Origin of the sequence: Kocuria sp. CNJ-770, from assembly GCF_001942375.1 — a bacterium.
GTDB lineage: Bacteria > Actinomycetota > Actinomycetes > Actinomycetales > Micrococcaceae > Kocuria > Kocuria oceani.
In genome coordinates, this window is record NZ_MKJW01000095.1 from 19044 (window position 1) to 37338 (window position 18295).

At 74.2% G+C, this 18295-nt stretch carries 15 protein-coding genes and 3 pseudogenes; 10 read left to right on the top strand and 8 right to left on the bottom strand.

Going from position 1 to position 18295, the window contains the following annotated elements; all coding sequences use genetic code 11:
• The first annotated feature begins 55 nt into the window (after positions 1-55).
• From eat to BJF77_RS09970, 5 genes and pseudogenes are all read left to right on the top strand, one after another.
• Positions 56-1485: pseudogene (gene eat / locus BJF77_RS09950) on the top strand (ethanolamine permease).
• A 61-nt stretch (positions 1486-1546) separates the two neighbouring features.
• Positions 1547-2929: a glutamine synthetase family protein gene (locus BJF77_RS09955; RefSeq protein WP_047805320.1), complete on the top strand. Its 1383-nt coding sequence runs from the start codon at positions 1547-1549 to the stop codon at positions 2927-2929.
• Entirely contained in the window at positions 2910-3707 is a 798-nt protein-coding gene (locus BJF77_RS09960) for a gamma-glutamyl-gamma-aminobutyrate hydrolase family protein (RefSeq protein ID WP_075872053.1), read from the top strand. Before BJF77_RS09955 ends, BJF77_RS09960 begins: the two co-directional genes overlap by 20 nt.
• Positions 3704-5064, top strand: a pseudogene (locus BJF77_RS09965) (aldehyde dehydrogenase). The gene BJF77_RS09960 and the pseudogene BJF77_RS09965 overlap by 4 nt, the downstream one beginning before the upstream one ends.
• 53 nt (positions 5065-5117) lie before the next feature.
• Complete coding sequence (locus BJF77_RS09970; RefSeq protein WP_075872054.1) at positions 5118-5894, top strand: 3-oxoacyl-ACP reductase; 777 nt, start codon at positions 5118-5120, stop codon at positions 5892-5894.
• Positions 5895-5945: 51 nt separating this feature from the next.
• Here the strand turns inward: BJF77_RS09970 and BJF77_RS09975 are convergent, their stop codons facing one another.
• Together BJF77_RS09975 and BJF77_RS09980 are read right to left on the bottom strand one after the other, a co-directional pair.
• The gene (locus BJF77_RS09975; protein WP_047805324.1) at positions 5946-6653 is read right to left on the bottom strand and encodes a DUF899 family protein; all 708 of its coding nucleotides are present in this window, start codon (positions 6651-6653) and stop codon (positions 5946-5948) included.
• Positions 6650-7231, bottom strand: a complete 582-nt coding sequence (locus BJF77_RS09980) for a dihydrofolate reductase family protein (RefSeq protein WP_075872055.1) — start codon at positions 7229-7231, stop codon at positions 6650-6652. Before BJF77_RS09980 ends, BJF77_RS09975 begins: the two co-directional genes overlap by 4 nt.
• Here BJF77_RS09980 and BJF77_RS09985 point away from each other — a divergent pair.
• Positions 7230-7961, top strand: a complete 732-nt coding sequence (locus tag BJF77_RS09985) for a TetR/AcrR family transcriptional regulator (protein WP_187347267.1) — start codon at positions 7230-7232, stop codon at positions 7959-7961. The two genes, BJF77_RS09980 and BJF77_RS09985, sit on opposite strands and share 2 nt — an antisense overlap.
• Before the next feature lie 152 nt (positions 7962-8113).
• Here the strand turns inward: BJF77_RS09985 and BJF77_RS09990 are convergent.
• The 5 genes and pseudogenes from BJF77_RS09990 to BJF77_RS10000 form a co-directional block, all read right to left on the bottom strand.
• Positions 8114-9139: pseudogene (locus tag BJF77_RS09990) on the bottom strand (low specificity L-threonine aldolase); the annotation flags it as partial.
• Between the two features lie 161 nt (positions 9140-9300).
• Complete coding sequence (locus BJF77_RS20555; RefSeq protein ID WP_158041226.1) at positions 9301-9441, bottom strand: hypothetical protein; 141 nt, start codon at positions 9439-9441, stop codon at positions 9301-9303.
• Positions 9438-10088 carry a hypothetical protein gene (locus tag BJF77_RS09995; protein ID WP_075872057.1) on the bottom strand — a complete coding sequence of 217 codons (651 nt, stop codon included), beginning with the start codon at positions 10086-10088 and terminating at the stop codon, positions 9438-9440. Before BJF77_RS09995 ends, BJF77_RS20555 begins: the two co-directional genes overlap by 4 nt.
• Positions 10089-10305: 217 nt before the next feature.
• Positions 10306-10434 (bottom strand): hypothetical protein, encoded by a 129-nt coding sequence (locus BJF77_RS21695; RefSeq protein WP_255396214.1) that lies wholly within the window; start codon positions 10432-10434, stop codon positions 10306-10308.
• Complete coding sequence (locus tag BJF77_RS10000) at positions 10404-11444, bottom strand: hypothetical protein (protein WP_139318516.1); 1041 nt, start codon at positions 11442-11444, stop codon at positions 10404-10406. The genes BJF77_RS21695 and BJF77_RS10000 overlap by 31 nt, the downstream gene beginning before the upstream one ends.
• Positions 11445-11583: 139 nt before the next feature.
• Here BJF77_RS10000 and BJF77_RS10005 point away from each other — a divergent pair, with 139 nt between their 5' ends.
• The 4 genes from BJF77_RS10005 (at position 11584) to ggt (ending at position 18082) form a co-directional block, all read left to right on the top strand.
• Positions 11584-11982 (top strand): NUDIX hydrolase, encoded by a 399-nt coding sequence (locus tag BJF77_RS10005; protein WP_075872059.1) that lies wholly within the window; start codon positions 11584-11586, stop codon positions 11980-11982.
• A gap of 45 nt (positions 11983-12027) precedes the next feature.
• Positions 12028-12501 (top strand): DUF2867 domain-containing protein, encoded by a 474-nt coding sequence (locus BJF77_RS10010; protein WP_047802892.1) that lies wholly within the window; start codon positions 12028-12030, stop codon positions 12499-12501.
• A gap of 155 nt (positions 12502-12656) precedes the next feature.
• A complete protein-coding gene (locus BJF77_RS10015; RefSeq protein ID WP_075872060.1) occupies positions 12657-16193 on the top strand; it encodes a proline dehydrogenase family protein in 3537 nt (1178 codons plus the stop codon).
• Between the two features lie 44 nt (positions 16194-16237).
• Positions 16238-18082, top strand: coding sequence for a gamma-glutamyltransferase (ggt, locus tag BJF77_RS10020; protein WP_075872061.1), 1845 nt, complete (start codon positions 16238-16240; stop codon positions 18080-18082).
• Positions 18083-18106: 24 nt separating this feature from the next.
• On the opposite strand, the gene BJF77_RS10025 is transcribed toward ggt, so the two are convergent.
• On the bottom strand, positions 18107-18295 hold a 189-nt coding region (locus BJF77_RS10025; RefSeq protein ID WP_187347268.1), incomplete at its 5' end, for an S-layer homology domain-containing protein.

The following is an 18295-nucleotide window of genomic DNA, read 5'->3' on the forward strand; positions in this document are numbered from 1 at the left end:
CACTGACGCCATATGTCTGTTTTCAGACCTTTGCGGAATCCGGAGGGATCGTCCCATGCCCGACTCCCCAGCACAGCCGACGCGCACCGACGAGTACTTCCAGCACCGCCAGCTCCGGTCCGGGGCGGCGGGCTGGGTCCTGCTGGCGGGCCTGGGCATCGCCTACGTCATCTCCGGGGACTTCTCCGGCTGGAACATCGGGCTGTCCCAGGGCGGGTGGGGCGGGCTGCTGATCGCCTTCGTGCTCATGGGCCTGATGTACACCTGCATGGTGTTCGGCCTCGCCGAGCTCTCCTCCACGCTGCCCACGGCGGGCGCCGGCTACGGCTTCGCCCGCCGCGCCCTCGGCCCGCTGGGCGGCTTCGCCACCGGAATGGCCGTGCTCATCGAGTACGCCGTGGCCCCGGCGGCGATCGCGACCTTCATCGGCGGCTACATCGAGGCCCTCGGCCTGTTCGGGATCACCAACTCCTGGCCCGTCTACCTGGTCACCTACCTCGTGTTCATGGGCATCCACATGTACGGGGTCGGCGAGGCGCTCAAGCTGATGTTCGGCATCACGGTGATCGCGGTCCTCGCGCTCGGGGTGACCGTCGTCGCGCTCGTACCGCACTTCGACACCGCGAACCTCTTCGACATCGTCCCGGACGACGCGGTGGGGGCCAGCGCGTTCCTGCCCATGGGCTGGGCCGGGGCGATGGCGGCGCTCGTCTACGGCATCTGGTTCTTCCTGGCGATCGAGGGCGTGCCGCTGGCCGCCGAGGAGACCGCCGACCCCCGCCGGGACATGCCGCGCGGGATCATCGTGGCCATGGCCTTCCTGCTGGTCTCGGGGGCGCTGATGCTCGTCCTGGTGCCCGGCGCCGCGGGCGCGGAGGCGATGAGCACCTCGGACAACCCGCTGCCGGAGGCGATCCGCACGGTCGCCGGGCAGGACAGCGTGATGGCGAACATCGTCAACTACGCCGGCCTCGCCGGGCTGGTGGCGAGCTTCTTCTCCATCATGTTCGCCTACTCCCGGCAGCTGTTCGCCCTCTCCCGGGCCGGCTACCTGCCCCGCTGGCTCTCGCTGACCGGCAAGCGCAAGACCCCCTGGGTGGCGCTCATCGTGCCGGGCACCATCGGCTTCGTGCTCGCGGCCGCGACCGGCGACGGCGGGCTGCTCATCAACATCGCGGTGTTCGGCGCCACCGTCTCCTACGTGCTGCTCAACCTCTCCCACATCGTGCTGCGGGTGCGCGAACCCGACCTCCCGCGCGGCTACCGCACCCCGGGCGGCACGGTCACCACCGGCATCGCCTGGTGCTGGCCCTCGTGGCGGTGGTCGCCACCTTCCTGGTCGACGTGGTCGCGGCCTCCATCACCGCCCTCGTGTTCGTGGTCTTCCTCGCCTACTACTGGTTCTACAGCCGGCACCACCTCGTGGGCCACGCCCCCGAGGAGGAGTTCGCGCAGATCCGCACCGCCGAGGCCGACCTGCACTGACCACCCGGGAGCGGCACCGCCGCGCACCCTCCTACCTCTCCAGCGACGAAGGACCGGACCCATGACCGAGACGCCCCAGCACCCCCGCAACGCCAGGATGCTCACCGTCGAGCAGCTGCGCCGGCACGTCGCCGACGGGCTGGTGGACACCGTGGTGCTCGCCTTCACCGACATGCAGGGCCGGCTGCAGGGCAAGCTCAACCACGCGCAGTTCTTCCTGGACTCCGTGCTGGGCGAGGGCGCCGAGGGCTGCAACTACCTGCTCGCGGTGGACACGGAGATGAACACGGTGGGCGGCTACTCGATCAGCAGCTGGTCCTCCGGCTATGGGGACATGGAGTTCGACATGGACCTGGACACCATCCGGCTGATGCCCCACAACCCGGGGCAGGTGATGATCCAGTGCGATCTCACCGGCCACGACGGCCGGCCGATCCCCATGTCCCCGCGGGCCATGCTGCGCCGCCAGCTCGACCGGGCCCGGGACATGGGCTTCCGGATGGTCACCGGCACCGAACTGGAGTTCTGCGTCTACGACACGACCTACGAGGACGCGTGGGCCTCCAACTACCAGCGGCTGGTGCCGGCCAACCAGTACAACGTGGACTACTCCGTGCTCGGCTCCCAGCGCGTCGAGCCCCTGCTCCGGGAGATCCGCAACGCGATGTACGCGGCCGGCATGACGGTGGAGTCGGCCAAGGGCGAGTGCAACCTCGGCCAGCACGAGATCGCCTTCCGCTACGACGACGGCATGGTCACCGCGGACAACCACGTGGTCTACAAGCTCGCCTCGAAGCAGATCGCCCACCAGCAGGGGAAGTCCATCACCTTCATGGCCAAGCCCAACGAGCGCGAGGGCAGCTCCTGCCACATCCACATGTCCCTGCGCGGCACCGACGGGGAACTCGTCTTCTGGGACGAGGAACGCCGTGCGCGCAGCGCCACCTACGACCGGTTCATCGCCGGGGTGCTGCGCACCATGCGGGAGTTCGCGCTGTTCTACGCGCCCACCATCAACTCCTACAAGCGCTTCGCCAAGGGCAGCTTCGCCCCCACCTCGGTGGCCTGGGGCATCGACAACCGCTCCTGCGCCGTGCGCCTCGTCGGCAGCGGAGCGGGCGCCCGGATGGAGAACCGGGTGCCCGGCGGGGACGTCAACCCCTACCTGGCGCTGGCCGCGATGCTGGCCTCCGGGTTGCACGGCATCGAGCAGGAGCTCGAGCTGGAGCCGATGACCGAGGGCAACGCCTACGAGTCCGACGCCCCCGTGGTGCCCTCCACCATGCGCGAGGCCCGGGACCTGCTGGCCGGCTCACAGCTCGCGCGCGAGCTGTTCGGCGAGGACGTCGTCGAGCACTACGTGCACTACGCGGACGTGGAGCTGGACGCCTTCGAGTCCGCCGTCACCGACTGGGAGCTGCGCCGTGGCTTCGAGCGCCTCTGAGCCGTTCCGCGCGGGGTACCGTCCCCGGATCGCCCTGACCACCTACTACCAGGAGGGGTCGTGGGGGGTCTGGAACTCGGTGGCCGCGATCGTCCCGGGCGCCTACGTGGAGGCCGTCGCCGCCGCCGGCGGGACGCCCCTGCTGCTGCCCCCGGTCGGCACGGACCCGGAGGTGCTGGGGCTCGTGGACGGGCTGATCGTGATCGGCGGCGTCGACGTGGACCCGCGGTTCTACGGCGCCGAGCGGCACGAGCTGACCTCCTCGCAGCCCTCCCGAGACGAGCACGACCTCGCCCTGACCCGGGCCGCGCTCGAGCGCGGGCTGCCGCTGTTCGCGATCTGCCGCGGCGCCCAGATCCTCAACGTCGCGCTGGGCGGCACGCTGATCCAGCACCTGCCGGACGTCAACGAGAACGCGGCGCAGTACCAGCCCGAGCCCGGCCGCTACGGGCAGGTCGCCTTCCGCACCGAGCCCGGCAGCCGCTGCCGGGAGCTGCTCGGCGCGGCGGCGGAGTCCCCCTGCTACCACCACCAGGCCCTGGACGAGGTCGCGGAGGGGCTGGTCGTCACCGCCCGCGCCGCGGACGGGACGATCGAGGCCGTCGAGACCACCGCGGGGGGCTGGGCCCTCGGCGTCCAGTTCCACCCGGAGGAGAACCGGAAGGACCCCCGCCTGTTCGAGGGCTTCGTCGCGGTGGCCCACGACCACGCCCGCGGGCGCACCCCCTCCGGCGGCCCCGCCGGGGCCCTGCACCGAGAGGACACCTGCACCCCATGACCAGCACGCAGATCATCGACCCCACCACCGAGGAGGTCATCGGCACCGTCGCGCTGACCTCGCTCGAGGAGACGGACGCGGCCGTCGACCGGGCGCACCGGGCCTTCCGGACCTGGCGGGACGTGGCCCCGGGCGACCGCGCCCGGCTGCTGCGCCGCTTCGCCGACGCGGTCGACGCCGACCTCGAGCACCTCGCGGCCCTGGAGGTGCGCAACGCCGGGCACACCATCGGCAACGCCCGGTGGGAGGCCGGCAACGTCAGGGACGTGCTCGCCTACTACGCCGGAGCCCCGGAGCGGCTCTCCGGCCGGCAGATCCCGGTGCCCGGCGGGGTCAACCTCACCTTCCACGAACCGCTGGGGGTCGTGGGCGTGATCGTGCCCTGGAACTTCCCCATGCCCATCGCCGGGTGGGGCTTCGCCCCGGCGCTGGCCGCCGGCAACACGGTGGTGCTCAAGCCGGCGGAGCTCACCCCGCTGACCGCCGTCCGGCTCGGGGAGCTCGCGCTCGAGGCCGGGCTCCCGGAGGGCGTGCTCACGGTGCTGCCCGGCAAGGGCTCGGTGGTCGGGGAGCGGTTCGTGACCCACCCCGCCGTCCGGAAGGTCGTCTTCACCGGCTCCACGGAGGTCGGCCGGCGGATCATGGCCGGGTGCGCGGACCAGGTCAAGCGCCTGACCCTGGAGCTGGGCGGGAAGAACTCCAACATCGTGTTCGCCGACGCCGACCTCGAGCAGGCCGCCGCGACCGCCCCCGCCGGGGCCCTCGACAACGCGGGCCAGGACTGCTGCGCGCGCTCGCGCGTGCTCGTCCAGCGCACCGTGCTGGACCGTTTCCTGGAGCTGCTCGAACCGGCCGTGCGGGACTTCACGTGCGGGAACCCGTGGTCCGAGGACACGCGGATGGGGCCGCTGGTCTCCGCCGCCCACCGGGACGCGGTGGCCGCGTACCTCGACGACGACGCGCCGGTCGCCTTCCGCGGGACCGCCCCGGAGGGTCCCGGGTGGTGGTTCCCGCCGACCGTGCTCACTCCCGCGCCCGGGTCCCGGGTGTTCCGGGAGGAGATCTTCGGGCCGGTGATCGCCGTGGTGCCCTTCGAGGACGAGGCGGACGCGGTCCGGATCGCCAACGACACGGAGTACGGGCTGTCCGGATCGATCTGGCGCGCGACGTCGGGCGGGCGCTGCGGGTCTCCCGTGCCGTCGAGGCCGGCAACCTGTCGGTCAACTCGCACGCCTCGGTGCGCTACTGGACCCCCTTCGGCGGGTTCAAGCAGTCCGGCTTCGGCCGGGAGCTCGGCCCGGACGCACCGCAGGCGTTCACCGAGACCAAGAACGTCTTCCTCGCCACCACGCCGTGAGGACCGGTCCGTCCGGCTCCCCCCGCCCCGCCCCCACCACCGAAGGAGAACCCATGGAGGTCAACGCCCGCCGTCTGGTCGGCCGCAGCGCCGTCATCACCGGAGGCGCCAGCGGCATCGGTCTCGCCGCGGCCCGCCGTCTGGCCGCGGAGGGCGCCCACGTCGTCGTCGCGGATCTGAACGCGGCAGCCGGGGAGGCGGCCGCGGCGGAGGTCGGTGGCCTGTTCGTGCGCACCGACGTGACGCAGGAGGACGACGTGGTCGCGCTCTACGCGGCGACGCACGAGGCCTACGGGTCCGTGGACGTCGCGTTCAACAACGCCGGGATCAACCCGACGGACGACGGGTCGGTCCTCGACACCGGCCTCGACGCGTGGCGCAGGGTGCAGGAGGTCAACCTCACGAGCGTGTTCCACTGCTGCAAGCACGCCCTGCCCTACATGCGGGAGCAGGGCCGCGGCTCGATCGTCAACACCGCGTCCTTCGTGGCGGTGATGGGGGCGGCGACCTCCCAGATCTCCTACAGCGCCTCCAAGGGCGGGGTGCTGTCGATGAGCCGGGAGCTGGGCGTGCAGTTCGCCCGGGAGGGCATCCGGGTCAACGCCCTGTGCCCAGGCCCGGTCAACACCCCCCTGCTGCAGGAGCTGTTCGCCGCGGACCCCGAGCAGGCGCAGCGCCGGCTCGTGCACGTCCCGGCGGGGCGGTTCGCGGAGCCGGAGGAGATCGCCGCGGCGGTGGCGTTCCTGGCCAGCGACGACGCCTCCTTCGTCAACGCCACCACGTTCCTGGTGGACGGAGGGATCGCCGGGGCCTACGTGACGCCCGTGTGACGTCGTGGCGTCCTCTGTCCGGTGGGGCCGTGTCCGGCGGCGCGGGCGGGCCTACCCCGGGGCGGAACCGTCCTGCGCGCCCGGGCCGTAGAGGGCGGCGACGTCCGTGGACTCGAGCCACCTGCTGTAGGTGGGCGACTGCGGCCAGCCGCTGGGGGAGTCCTGCCACTCCTCCTGGCGTCCCCAGGGCAGCAGGTCGATCAGGGGGAAGGTGTGGCTGACCTGTTCGACGCCGCGGCCGCTGCTGTGCCACGTGCGGTAGACGGTGTCGCCGTCCCGGAAGAACACGTTCAGGGCGAAGCCGCCTCCTGGAGGAGCTCCGACGTCGGTGCCGAAGGGACTGTCGGCGGTCGAGTACCAGTCCATCCGGTTGCCGACGCGGCGGCGGTAGGCGAGGGCCTCGTCGATCGGCCCCTGGGTGACGACCACGAACCGGGCGTCGTAGTCGTCGAGGAAGTCCAGGCGGGTGAACTGCGAGGTGAAGCCCGTGCAGCCGCCGCACTGCCAGGCCTCGCCGGGGAACCACATGTGGTGGTAGGTGATGAGCTGGCGCCGTCCGCCGAACACGTCGACGAGCCGCACCGGCCCCTCCGCGCCCTCCAGGGTGTGGTCCGGCAGCTCGACCATGGGCAGCCGGCGACGCTGCGCCGCGATCGCGTCCAGCTCCCGGGTGGCGGCCTTCTCCCGGACGCGCAGGGCGTTCAGCTCTCGTCGCCAGGTGTCCTCGTCGACCACACGGGGCCGTCCTTCACCGATCATGACGGTTCCTCCTCCGGCCGCCGGCCCGGGACCGGCCGGTACGCGGCATAGGTGACACCGGAGCCGAACGACCGGGCGTCGAGCAGCCGGAGCTCCGGGATGACGTGTCCGTCCGGGAACAGCCGTCGTCCGCGGCCCTGGACGGCGGGGTGGACGAAGAGCCGGTACTCGTCGACGAGCCCGGCCTCGATCAGCGCGTGGGTCAGGGTGATGCTGCCGGTGCACACGATGTCCTTGCCGGGCCGGTTCTTGAGGGCCCTGACCTGCTCGACGGGGTCGCCGGCGAGGACCGTCGAGTTCTGCCACTGCGGGTCCGTCAGGGTCGAGGACACGACGTACTTGTGCACCTGGTCGAGATAGGCCGTGATCCCCGTCGTGTCGTCGGTCTGCAGCGGCCAGTAGCCGCGGAAGTCCTCGAAGGTCCGCCGGCCCAGGAGACAGGCATCGGCCGCCCGGTCCTGGCGGTGGGTCAGGGCCAGGTACTCCGGGTCCGGCTCTCCGGCGGGGTCGAACCAGTCGTCGAGCATCTCGATCGCGCCGTCGAGAGTGGTGTTCTGGGTGATGATCAGGGCCCGCATGCCGGGACTCCTTCGTCCGTGCCCGGACGGTGCGCCCCCGCCAAGTGGACACCGTCAACAAGTAGAGTGTGCACACCGTACACACCGGCTGAGGGAAGGGTCAAGGGTGCCGCGCACACGGGATGCCTACCACCACGGCGACCTCCGCAGAGCGCTGCTCGACGCCGGTCTCGCCGCGACGCGGGCGCAGGGGACCACGGCCCTGGCGCTGCGCGACGTCACCCGGCAGGTCGGGGTCTCGCCGAACGCCGCGTACCGGCACTTCGCCGACCGGAAGGCGCTCCTGTCCGCAGTCGCGGGGGAGATCCAGGACCGGATGGCCGAGCAGATGCGAGCGCGGATGCCGGCCCCGGCGGAGGCCGCTCCCCGGGACCGGGCACGGCTCCGGCTGCGCGGGGTGGGGCTCGGCTACATCGCCTTCGCCGTGGCCGAGCCGGGGTGGTTCGAGACGGCCTTCTTCGGATCCGGTGGGGCGCCGGAGGGCGTGCTCCACGACAGCCACGACCGGTTGCCGCCCCCCTTCGCGCTGCTCGTGGAGGAGCTCGACGGCATGGTCGAGGCGGGCGCGCTCACCCCCGAGCGCCGGGACGGCGCCGAGTGGGCCTGCTGGAGCGCCGTGCACGGATTCGCCGAGCTCGTCGTGCACGGACCCCTGCGCGGCCAGGACCGGGAGCGGATCGACCGGTGGGCCGAGCGCGTCGTGGACGACATCATCTCCGGGATCGTCTGAGCCGTGCAGGAGCGTCCCGGGCCGCGCCCCGGCGCGTGAGCCGTTCCGGCGGCCCGGGCGGCCCCACGGTGCCCGGGACAGGACAGCACGCCTCGGCGTGGGCGCCCGGGGCGCGCGTGGTCAGCGGCCGGCGCCGACCGTCTGCTCCCGCAGGCCGCCACGAACCCGTCGACGTCCTCCTCCGTGGTGTCCCACGAGCACATCAGCCGGACCTCCCCGGTGGCCGCGTTCCACACGTAGAACGGCCAGCGCTCCTGCAGCCGTGCGGTGGCGCCCGGCGGGAGCACCGCGAAGACCGCGTTCGCGTCGGGCAGCTGCGTCACCGTGACCCCGGGCACCGCGGCGAGGCCGGCCGCCAGCCGCTGCGCCATGGCGTTCGCCCGGCGGGCGGCGGTGAGCCAGAGGTCCCCGGTGTGCAGCGCCAGCAGCTGGGCGGAGACGAAGCGCATCTTCGAGGCCAGCTGGGTCGAGAGCTTGCGCACGAACCGGGGCTGGCGCACCGCCTCGGGGGTGAGCACGACGACGGCCTCCGCCCCCATCAGCCCGTTCTTGGTCCCGCCCCACGAGACCACGTCCACCCCCACGTCCGTGGTCAGCGCCCGCAGCGGCAGGTCGAGCGCCGCGGCCGCGTTGGCCAGTCGGGCGCCGTCGAGGTGGACGGTCATGCCCAGCCCGTGCGCGTGCTCGCACACCGCGCGCAGCTGCTCGGGGGTGTAGACCGTGCCGAGCTCCGTCGACTGGGTCACCGTGACCACGCGCGGCTGGGCGTGGTGCTCGAATCCGAAGCCGTGGGCCTCCCGGTCGACCAGCTCGGGGGTGAGCTTGCCGTCAGGAGTGGGCACCGGGAGCATCTTCACGCCGGCGACCTTCTCCGGCGCCCCGCACTCGTCGACGTGTGCGTGGGCGGTGGCCGTGCAGATCACCGCGTCCCAGCGGTCCGTCATCGCCGAGAGCGCGACGACGTTGGCCCCGGTCCCGTTGAACACCGGGAAGCACTCCGCCTGCTCCCCGAAGTGGTGGCGGACCACGTCCTGCAGCGCCTCCGTGTACGGATCCGCGCCGTAGGCGCCGACGTGGCCCCCGTTGACGGTGGCCAGCGCCTGGAGCACCTCGGGGTGGACCCCCGCGTGGTTGTCGCTGGCGAATCCCTTGCGGGCGGGGTCGTGGAGGCGGGTCAGGGCGGTCTCGGTCACGGTGGGCCTTTCCGGTGGGTCGACGGCGTGCAGGGCCGATTCCGCACTCTACTCGCGCCGCCCGGGAGCGGCGCCGAGGACTCTGGCACCCGGTGCCCCGGGGCGAGGCGCTCAGCACCCCGCCCCGGGGCTGCCGCGGCGGACAGCTACCGCCGCGTCGCGCGCCGGCGGTCCCAGCGGTGCACCGCCGCACCGACGATCAGGGCGAGCAGCGCCGCCCCGAGGGAGTGGCCCGGGCCTGCAGCGGCCGTGGTGGCGGCCGCAGGAGCCGCTGCGGAGACCGTCACCGGGCCGCACATCTGTGCCGCACGCCCGGCGGCGGGCTCCGCCGGGTGTGCGGAGGCCGTCGCCTCGGTGCCGGCGCTGGTGCCGGTGGCGTCGGAGCCGGCGGCGACACCGGCGGCGACACCGGCGGCGACACCGGCGGCGACACCGGGGCGACGCCGGTCGCGGCTCCGTCGACGGGCGCCGCGGGCGTCATGCAGTCGTGCCCCTGGGCGGACCCCGTGGCCGGAGCCGGGCCGTTCCCGCGCGTCGGCTGCACCTCGGCCTGGACCTGAGCTCCGAGGGCGGCGGTGCGGCCCGCGCCGGAGACCGTCGGAGCGGTGGGCCCGCGGACGAGGCCGGCGGGGACGGGATCACCGCCGGCCGAGGCGGGGGCGTCCTCGGGTGCTCCGCCCGCGCTGCCGCCCTCGGTCCCGGCTCCGGTCCCGGTGCCGCTGTGGGCCGGGTTCCCCGCGGGCTCCTCAGCGCCGGCGGTGCCGCCCGGGGTGCCGGGGCCGGCGGGGACGTCCTCGTCGGCCGGGGTCGTGCCCGCGTCCGGAGCCGGTGCGCCGGCGCTGTCCTGACCGGTGCTGTTCTGGCCGGTGCCGGTGGTGGGGTCGCCGATGAGGGTGATCGGGTTGCCCTCGACGGTGACGGGGGCGGTGAGCACGGGGACGACCTGGTTGCCGGCGAGCAGGCCGTCCTGGCCCGAGGTCTCGGCGGCGGACGCCTCCGACGAGCCGATGGCGGCGATGCCGGCGGCGAGGACGAGGCCGTACAGGCCACGACGAATGTCTGATGCATGACTGTTCTCCTGATGTGATGACGGGTGACCGCAGGGCGGCCGGAGGGCTGCGTCTGCCCGCGAACGGGCAGGGCAGTCCTCATCAATCAGGTGTGGAACCGGGGTCGAACGCCGGGGGCGCCGGGAGGTCCTCCGCGGCGCCGCGCAGCAGCTCGGTGCCGTCGGCCGTCGACCGGGCCGTCAGGTCCAGGACGACGGCCTCCCCGGGCATGCCGGGCCAGGCGCCGGCACCGGAGTCGCCGAACGGTGAGCCGGTGCCTCCGCTGCCGGTCGACGAGGAGCTCGTCCCGGTCGTGCCGACCCCTGGCCACCCGCGTGGACACCGGCGTCGACCGGAGCCTGGGCCGCCGCGACGGCGCCGTTGCCGCCCGGGGGAACGACCAGCGCGCGGAGCAGATCAGCGGGCGAGATGACACCTGCCCGCGGGGCGATCGCCGCTGCCGGGGTCACCGTCTCCGTCCGCAGTCGTGCCGCAGTCGCGGCAGGGTCGCCGGCCACGGCAGGCGCGGTGAGCCCGGCAGGTGTGAGCTCTGCAGGAGCGGCAACGGCGCCGTCGAGGACCTGGGCTTCCCGCACTCCGTCCCGCGACGGGGCGGAGGTCGCGGGCACCGGGGTCCCCGGCGCCTCGGCCGGCGACCCGGCGTCGAGCGGAGCCGTCTGCGGGGCGGACGGAACGGGCGCGACTCCCGGAGCGGGGACGAGAGGCGGCAGGCCGGGGACGGGATCCTGCCCGACGACGGGGGCCTGGACGAGCACTTCGTCCACGGTCCCGGTGACGGGCCGGGCGGCCGCCTCCACCGTGCCGCTGAGGCCCTCGACCAGTCCGGTGGTCTCCCGGGCGGCGGTGCCCACGGTGCCGGACGGCGCGATCCCGCCGACCACGGGCACCGCGGCGACGGTGCTGTCCACCGCGTCGGCGAGCGGGACGGCGAGCCCCTCGACCGCCCCCGTCAGGCCGCCGACGGTGCCGGTGACCTCCTCGACGAGCGGGCCGGTGCGGAGCTCGACCGGTGACGCGGGTGCGGGAACCGGCGACTCCGCGGGGGGTGCCGGCTGCAGGACGTCGCGGACCGTGCCGCCGAGGTGGTGACCGAGCCCGCCCACGGGGCCCTCCGCGGCGCTCGCCCCGGTCGCTCCGAGCAGGAGCCAGCCGAGGGCGGTCAGTGCGGAGAGGAGCGCCAGGCGCAGGGCGGCGCGGGAGCGCCGCATCGACGACGTCACGGTGGCACCTCCTCGTTCGCATCCTGACGAGTCCGGCCCGCTGGGGGTGGTCCCAGGGTAGGATCGCACGACGTGCATTTCAATGCATTTGCCTGAAATGGGGCGATGGGTCCGCACCCGCCGGCGGTAGTGTCGGGGCATGCGCATCGTCCGGGCCGCCGCGGCGGTGGTCGTCTGCGCGGACGGCCGGCTGCTGCTGATCCGCCGGGGCACGGACCCCCAGCGCGGTCGCTGGAGCGTGCCGGGCGGTCGGGTGGAGCCCGGTGAGACGGTGGCCGAGGCCGCCGTCCGGGAGGCCTTCGAGGAGACCGGCGCCCGGGTGCGCGCCGAGCGCGAGCTCGGGGTGGTGCGCGTCCCCGGCGGGCCGTGCGTGGTCTACGAGGTGCACGACGTCGCGGCCGCGTACCTCGGCGGGACGCTGCGCCCCGGCGACGACGCCGACGAGGTCCGGTGGGTCGCCCCGCAGGAGCTCTCGGCGCTGCCGACCACCGACGGGCTGCTCGAGCATCTCGCGCGCTTCGGGATCCCGGTGCGCTGACCTGAGCCTCCCCGGCCCGGCTCCCCTCCGTGCTTGGATAGGGGCATGGGACGGACGCAGGGCTTCTACGTCGACACGGTGCAGCGCACCAGTTCGGCCGACCGGGACGCGGTGTGGGCGGTCGTCGAGGGCATCGGCGGGGAACGCGGCTGGTACAGCACCGACCGCCTCTGGGCGGCCCGCGCCGCCGCCAACCGCCTCGGCCTGCCGCCCGGGCGGCTGCGCCACCGCGAGGACCCGGACCGGCTGGCGCCCGGGCAGCGCCTGGACTGGTGGACGGTCGAGGCCCTCGAGCCGTCACGGCGGCTGCGGCTGCGCGCCCTGGTCCGGATGCCCGGGGAGGCCTGGCTGGACATCTTCCTGGAACCCCGGGCGGACGGCGGCTGCCTCTACCGCCAGACCACGGTCTTCCGGCCCGCGGGCGCGGCCGGCCGCGCCTACTGGTACGCCATGCTCGGCCCGCACAAGGCCGTCATGGGCCGGCTCGCCTCGGACATCCTGGAGCACGCGCACCGCTAGGGGACGCGCGGGCTCTTCCGCACCGGCTCTTCCGCCGGCGGTCCCGCAGCCGTAGCGTGGTCTCACCGGCCACCGTGACGCCCGGTGGATGCGGCCGGTGGCCGAGGGAGTGCCTCGGCACCGCTGCCGGGCGGAGCTCCCAGGAGAGTGCCGCCATGTCCGCCGACGCCCCGTCCGTTCCCGACTCCCGCGCGCTGGCCGACGAGGCCGTCGCCCTGGTCCGCGAGTGGCTCACCCGCGCCGCCGACGGCCGGAAGCACCGGGACGGAGCCGCCGACCGCCTCGCCACCGTCCTGCAGGACCCCCACGGGCTCGAGTTCACCGTGGGCTTCGTGGACCGGGTGGTGCGCACCGAGGACGTCCGCGCGGCGGCCCGGGCCCTGCGCGCCGTCGCGGAGATCGTCCCGCGCACCATGCCGGCCGCGGACCGCGCCCAGATCCGGGCCGGGGCCGCCATGGCGTCCACGGCCCCGCAGGTGGTCGTTCCCGCCGCGCGCGCCCGGCTGCGCCGGCTCGTGGGGCACATGATCGTCGACGCCCGGCCCAAGCCGTTCGGGCAGGCCGTGCGGAAGCTGACCGCCCAGGGGCACCGGCTCAACATCAACCTCCTGGGCGAGGAGGTCCTCGGCCAGGAGGAGGCGGACAAGCACCTGGCCGACGCCGCCGCGCTGCTGGACCGCGACGACGTCGACTACGTCTCCCTCAAGGTCTCCTCGGTGGTGCCGCAGCTGTCCCACTGGGGCTTCGAGGGCACCGTGGCGGCGGTCGTCGAGCGGCTGCTGCCCGTCTACCGGGCGGCGGCCCAGGCCCCGGCCGGGAGCAAGTTCATCAACCTCGACATGGAGGTCTACTCCGACCTGCACCTGACCACGGAGGTGTTCACCCGGCTGCTCGAGCGCCCGGAGCTGCGCGGGCTCGAGGCCGGGATCGTGGTCCAGGCCTACCTGCCGGACGCGCTCGCGGTGGTCCGGCGGCTCTCCGCGTGGTCCGCCGAGCGGGTCGCGGCCGGCGGCGCCGGGATCAAGGTCCGTCTGGTCAAGGGCGCCAACCTGCCCATGGAACGGGTGGACGCCGAGCTGCACGGCTGGCCCCTGGCCACGTGGGACACCAAGCAGGGCACCGACACCAACTACAAGCGGGTCCTGGACTGGGTCTTCCGCCCGGAGCGGATGACCGGGCTGCGGCTCGGCGTGGCCGGGCACAACCTCTTCGACATCGCCTTCGCCCACCTGCTCGCGCAGCGCCGCGGCGTGACGGAGCGGATCGAGTTCGAGATGCTCCAGGGCATGGCGGTGGAACAGGCGCGGGCGGTCAGCGCGGACGTCGGCGAACTGCTGCTCTACGTGCCCGCGGTGCGCCCCGCCGAGTTCGACGTCGCGGTGTCCTACCTCGTGCGCCGGCTCGAGGAGAACGCCTCGCACGAGAACTTCATGTCGGGGATCTTCGACCTGGCCCCGGACAACGAGGTCTTCGCCCGGGAGGAGCGCCGCTTCCGCGCGGCCCTCGAGGCCCTGGACCCGCGGCAGGACACCGACCCGGTGCCCGCCCGCGCCCAGGACCGCAGCGCCCCCGGCGCCGGCTCCGCGCACCTGCCGCTGGACGAGGCCTTCCGCAACGAGCCCGACACCGACGTCGCGGTCCCGGCGAACCAGGCGTGGGCCGAGGACATCGCCGCCCGGATCACGGACCGCCGCTGGTACGAGGAGCTGCCCGTGCCCGGGCCGGTGGACGCGCCCGACGTGGATCGGCTGGTGGCCACCGGCCGGGCCGCCGCGGAGGACTGGCACGGCCGCGGCGCCCGGGAGCGCGCGGAGATCCTCAACCGGGCCGCCGACGTGCTGGCCGCCCGCCGCGGCCACCTGCTCGCCGTGGCCGGCGCGGAGGCGGGCAAGACCCTGGGGCAGTCCGACCCGGAGGTCTCCGAGGCGGTCGACTTCTGCCGCTGGTACGCCCGCCGGGCCCTCGAGCTCGAGGCCGTCGACGGCGCCCGCTTCGTCCCCGACCGGCTGGTGCTGGTCACCCCGCCGTGGAACTTCCCGCTGGCCATCCCCACCGGCTCCACGGTGGCGGCGCTGGCCGCCGGGGCCGCGGTGCTGCACAAGCCCGCCCCCGAGGTCCGGCGCTGCTCGACCGCCGTGGTGGAGGCCCTGTGGGAGGCGGGAGTGCCCCGGGACGTGCTCCAGCTCGTGGACTCCGTGGAGGGGGAGGTCGGGCAGGCGCTCGTCTCCCACCCCGGGGTGGACCGGATCGTGCTCACCGGCGCCTACGAGACGGCCCAGCTGTTCGGCTCCTGGCGCCCGGGCCGCCCCCTGACCGCCGAGACCTCCGGCAAGAACGCCATGGTGATCACCCCCAGCGCCGACCGGGACCGGGCGGTGTGGGACCTCGTCACCAGCGCCTTCGGCCACGCCGGGCAGAAGTGCTCGGCGGCCTCCCTCGGGATCCTCGTGGGCAGCGTGGCCCGGTCCCCGCGGTTCCGCCGCCAGCTGCTCGACGCCGCCTCCTCGATGGTGGTGGACTGGCCGCAGAACCTGCAGGCCACCGTGGGCCCGACCATCGACGAACCGGGCGGGAAGCTGCGCCGGGCCCTCACCCGGCTGGACCCGGGGGAGGAGTGGCTGCTCGAGCCCCGGCAGCTCGACGACACCGGGCGGCTGTGGCGGCCCGGGATCAAGACCGGGGTGGCCCCGGGCTCCTTCTACCACCGCACCGAGTGCTTCGGGCCGGTCCTGGGTCTCATGGAGGCCTCCGACCTGTACGAGGCCCTCGAGCTGCAGAACGCCGTGGACTACGGCCTCACCGCCGGGCTGCACTCCCTGGACCCCGAGGAGATCAGCACCTGGGTGGACCTGGTCGAGGCGGGCAACCTGTACGTCAACCGGGGCATCACCGGCGCCATCGTCCAGCGCCAGCCCTTCGGCGGCTGGAAGAGGTCCTCCGTGGGGCTGGGCGCCAAGGCCGGCGGGCCCAACTACCTGGTCCAGCTCGGCTCCTGGCAGAAGGCCCCCTTCGTGCAGGACCCGGCCGGGCAGAGCGACACCGCGGCGCACCCCGCCGCACCGGTCGCCCACCACCTCGAGGCCCTGCGCCCCCTGGTCCCGGAGGCCGACGCGGCCTGGCTCACCGCCTGCGCCGAACAGGACCAGGCCTGGTGGGAGCGGGAGTTCGGCCGCGTCCACGACGCCACCGGCCTGGCGTGCGAGGCGAACCTGTTCCGCTACCGCCCGCGCGACGTCGTCGTGCGCGCCGCGGAGGACGCCCCGCTCACCGACGTGATCCGGGTGGGACTGGCCGCCGTACGCTCCTGCTCCCGCGTGATCCTCGTCCCGGCGGCCGAGGTGCCGGGGGAGGTGCGCGAGCTGTTCCGCTCCGTGCTGGGCCCGTGCGGGGACGAGGCCTTCGCCCGGGTGGCCGCGGACTGGTCGGACCCCAGCGGGTCCGGCCGGATCCGGGTGGTGGGGACGGCCCACGGGCTGGCCGAGGCGCTCGCGGGGCGGCCCGAGATCGACGTGCTCGCGGATCCGGTGGTCGGCGCCTCCCGCGTGGAGATGCTCCCGATGCTCGCCGAGCAGGCCGTCGCCGTCACGATGCACCGCTTCGGCAATCCCTCGGCGGACGCCGAGACGGTGGTGCGCCGGCTGGTGACGGCCTCGCAGCCGGCGGAGGCCCCCGCGCAACCCGCGGACATCTGAGCATCAGCCTGGTGGGGGCGGGACTCCGGTGCCAGCATGAGCCCATGCGCGCATCCCTGAGGTACCTCGCACTGGGTCTGGCCGGAGCGCTCGGCGTCTCCGGCACCGTTCTCGGCGGCTCCGCGGCCGTCGCGCACGAGGATCGGCAGCACGGGGGCCGCGGCTCGCCCGTCACCGCGGAGCTGCCCAAGGTCCCCACCATGACCGGCGGCGGCGGGGCGGTCTCCTCGGTGGACCCGCTGGCGAGCCAGATGGGCATCGACGTCCTCGAGCGGGGCGGCAACGCCGCGGACGCCGCCGTGGCCGCCGCCGCCACCCTGGGCGTCACCGAGCCGTACTCCGCGGGCATCGGCGGCGGCGGCTTCTTCGTCCACTACGACGCCGCGACCGGAGAGGTCCGCACGATCGACGGGCGCGAGACCGCCCCGGCCAGCTACACCGAGGACGAGTTCCTGGGCGAGGACGGCGAGCCGCTGGACTTCGCCACCGTGGTCAGCTCCGGGGCGTCCGTGGGCGTGCCGGGGACGCTGGCCACCTGGGAGACGGCCGCCGAGGAGTTCGGCACGATGGATCTGCACCGGCTGCTGCGTCCCGCCGAGCGGATCGCCGCCCGCGGCTTCACGGTGGACGAGAACTTCTCCGAGCAGACGGCGTCCAACGCCGAGCGCTTCCGGAAGTTCCCCGCCACGGCGGAGCTCTTCCTGCGCGACGGCGAGGCCCCGGCGGTCGGGGACGTGTTCCGCAACCCGGACCTGGCCCGCACCTACCGCACCATCCGGCACGAGGGCACCGGCGCCTTCTACGACGGGTCGATCGGGGCGGCGATCGTCGAGGAGAGCCGGGAGCCCACCACCGCCGAGGGCGTGGACGTCCTGCCCGGGGAGATGACCCGGAAGGACCTCGGCTCCTACGAGGCCCTGCTCAAGGACCCGGTCTCCACCGAGTACCGCGGCCTGGAGGTCTACGGCATGGGCCTGCCCAGCTCCGGGGGGATCACGGTGGCCGAGACCCTCAACCTGCTGGAGGCCTACGACGAGCGGACCGGCACCGCCCTCGCGGACGTCCCCGAGGCCCAGTACCTGCACCGCTTCTCGGAGGCCACGGCCACCGCCTTCGCCGACCGCAACCGGTGGATCGGGGACGTGGCGGGCGTGCCCGTCACGGAGCTGACGAGCCAGGAGTTCGCCGACGAGCGCGCCTGTCTCTTCGAGGAGGGGGCCGCCCAGCCCCGGCCCATCGCCTTCGGGGAGCCCGACGGGGACTACGCCGCGTGCGGGACGGGGCAGGCCCGCCAGCCCGAGCCCGCCGGCGGGGTCTCGACCACCCACCTCAACGTGGCGGACCGCTGGGGCAACGTGGTCTCCTACACCCTCACCATCGAGCAGACCGGCGGCTCCGGGATCACGGTCCCCGGGCACGGGTTCCTGCTCAACAACGAGCTGACCGACTTCAACTTCGCGCCCCTGACCGAGGGCGTGCCCGACCCGAACCTGCCGGGGCCGGGCAAACGGCCCCGCTCGTCGATGAGCCCGACGATCGTGCTGCGGGACGGGGAGCCGTGGATGTCGGTCGGCACCCCCGGCGGGGCCACGATCATCACCACCGTGGCGCAGATCCTCACCGGGCACATCGACCGGGACCTGGCCCTGGTCGACGCCGTGGCCGCTCCGCGGCTGAGCTCTCGCAACGGGACCGAGGGCGCCGACCTCGGCCTCGCCGGCTCGCCCACCGGTGCGCAGCTGCGCGAGCTCGGTCACGAGCTGGAGGACGTGCGCTGGATCGGCAACGCCTCGGCGATCCGCGTCCTGGGGGACGGGCGCTTCGTCGCGGCGGCCGAGACCGAGCGCGGCTACGGCGGCTCGGCGATGGTGGTGGACCCCGAGCCGTGAGCCCCGCCCGGCCACGGGCCTCGATCAGGAGTTCTCGGCGTACCGGTGCAGGAAGGCGGCCATGACGTCGCGGCTGGTGCCGGCGCCGGGGCGGTAGGTGCCGTCCTTCCAGCCGGTGGAGATGCCGGTGGCCTGCAGCCAGGCCATCTCCTTGTAGAAGCCCTGGCCGGTGGAGACGTCCACGAACGGGGAGGTCCGCGGGGGCGTGTAGGC

Excerpts from the sequence above, each read along its gene's own strand:
- BJF77_RS10015 (WP_075872060.1), top strand. The coding sequence starts at position 12,657 with ATGTCCGCCGACGCCCCGTCCGTTCCCGACTCCCGCGCGCTGGCCGAC.
- BJF77_RS09985 (WP_187347267.1), top strand. The coding sequence starts at position 7,230 with ATGCCGGGACTCCTTCGTCCGTGCCCGGACGGTGCGCCCCCGCCAAGT.
- BJF77_RS09955 (WP_047805320.1), top strand. The coding sequence starts at position 1,547 with ATGACCGAGACGCCCCAGCACCCCCGCAACGCCAGGATGCTCACCGTC.
- BJF77_RS09975 (WP_047805324.1), bottom strand. The coding sequence starts at position 6,653 with ATGATCGGTGAAGGACGGCCCCGTGTGGTCGACGAGGACACCTGGCGA.
- BJF77_RS10005 (WP_075872059.1), top strand. The coding sequence starts at position 11,584 with ATGCGCATCGTCCGGGCCGCCGCGGCGGTGGTCGTCTGCGCGGACGGC.
- ggt (WP_075872061.1), top strand. The coding sequence starts at position 16,238 with ATGCGCGCATCCCTGAGGTACCTCGCACTGGGTCTGGCCGGAGCGCTC.
- BJF77_RS09980 (WP_075872055.1), bottom strand. The coding sequence starts at position 7,231 with ATGCGGGCCCTGATCATCACCCAGAACACCACTCTCGACGGCGCGATC.
- BJF77_RS10010 (WP_047802892.1), top strand. The coding sequence starts at position 12,028 with ATGGGACGGACGCAGGGCTTCTACGTCGACACGGTGCAGCGCACCAGT.
- BJF77_RS09970 (WP_075872054.1), top strand. The coding sequence starts at position 5,118 with ATGGAGGTCAACGCCCGCCGTCTGGTCGGCCGCAGCGCCGTCATCACC.
- BJF77_RS21695 (WP_255396214.1), bottom strand. The coding sequence starts at position 10,434 with ATGCCCGGGGAGGCCGTCGTCCTGGACCTGACGGCCCGGTCGACGGCC.